Origin of the sequence: Methylomonas defluvii (assembly GCF_033949435.1) — a bacterium.
Taxonomy (GTDB): Bacteria; Pseudomonadota; Gammaproteobacteria; order Methylococcales; family Methylomonadaceae; genus Methylomonas; species Methylomonas defluvii.
The window spans coordinates 1-1,597 of record NZ_JAXARY010000058.1 but is presented as its reverse complement, the minus strand read 5'-3'; the positions used below and the strand labels follow the sequence as shown (position 1 = coordinate 1,597).

Sequence of the window (1,597 nt, the reverse complement as noted above, 5' to 3'; positions counted from 1 at the left end):
CAGTTGCGTGGCCAACAAGGAATGTCCGCCCAATTCGAAGAAATCGTCTTCGATGCCTACCTGCTCGACACCCAAAACCTCTTGCCAAATCTCGGCCAAGACTCGCTCGGTATTGGTACGCGGTGCGACGTAAGTTTTTTTCAGTTGTTCGCTCAAGTCCGGTGCCGGCAATTGCTTTCTATCCAGCTTGCCGTTAGCAGACAGCGGCATGGCTTCCAACACCACGAAGGCGCTTGGCACCATGTAGTCCGGTAGGTGTTGTCTGAGTGTGACTTTAAGGCGCTCGACGATGGCTTGCTCGGCCTCGGTTGCCTCCGCTTGAGGGACGACGTAAGCCACCAAACGCTTGTCGCCGGGTTGGTCTTCCCTTGCAACCACTACAGCGTCTTTGACGTCCACTTGCTTCAGCAATTGGGCTTCGATTTCGCCCAGTTCGATCCGAAAACCCCGGATCTTGACTTGGTGGTCGATCCGGCCCAGGTAGTCGATGTTGCCGTCTTGGCGGTAGCGCACCAGATCCCCGGTTTTGTATAAACGGCTTCCGGGTTGACCGAACGGATCGGGAATGAATTTTTCGGCGGTCAGATCGGGCTGGTTCAAATAGCCTCGGCCTAATCCGATGCCTCCAATGTGCAGTTCGCCGGGCGTGCCAATCGGCACCGGGTTCAGGCTACGGTCGAGAATATACAGGCGGAGATTGGCAATGGGTTTGCCGATCGGGATTTCCGTTGCTCTACACTCCATCGGGCAAGCCCAGTAACTGACGTCGACCGAGGCTTCAGTTGGGCCGTATAGATTGTGCAACCCGGCCGGCAATTTTTGCTGGAAGCGTTGTACCAAGTCGGCGGACAACGCTTCGCCGCTGCAGATTACCCGTTTCAGGCTGGTGCAGTGTTCGGCGCCAGGTGTGTCGACGAAGGCAAGCAGCATCGACGGGACAAAGTGGACGGTGGTGATGCCTGCGCTCTGGATTAGATCGATCAAGCCTTGACTGTCTTTGTGCAGTTCCGGCGGAGCGACGATCAGACGGGCACCGGTCATCAGCGGCCAAAAGAACTCCCAAACCGAGACGTCAAAGCTGTACGGGGTTTTTTGCAACACAGCATCCGTGCAGTTCAATCCGTACTCGGCTTGCATCCATTGCAAGCGATTCAAAATGCCTTGATGCGGTACGCCGGCACCTTTTGGCTGGCCGGTCGAACCTGAGGTGTAGATGCAATAGGCTAGATTTTCTGGCTTTATGATGATATACGGATTGACTGTTGAATAAGTTCCTATCCTCGTCCAATCGGAGTCAAGGATAAAAACATGGGAGTTACCAAAAGCGAAATTAGCGAATTTGGCTTGGGTCAATACCACAATTGGTGCGATGTCATCCAGCATGAACAGTAGACGTTCTTGAGGGTAATGCGGATCGAGGGGCACATAAGCGCCACCAGCCTTGAGAATGCCGAGCAACCCAATCACCATGTCCAGTGAGCGTTCCATGCAGATGCCGACCAGTACCTCAGGGCCGACGCCTTGCTCAATCAGATAATGTGCTAACTGATTGGCGCGGGCATTCAGTTCGGTGTAGGTCAGGTTTTGCTCTTCAAAG

The 1,597-nt window shown here is 54.3% G+C and carries 1 protein-coding gene; it reads right to left on the bottom strand.

All coding sequences use genetic code 11. The features are described 5' to 3' along the window. Positions 1 to 1,597 (bottom strand): non-ribosomal peptide synthetase (locus QLH52_RS24495; protein WP_319963281.1); only part of this gene is annotated, 1,597 nt, incomplete at both ends.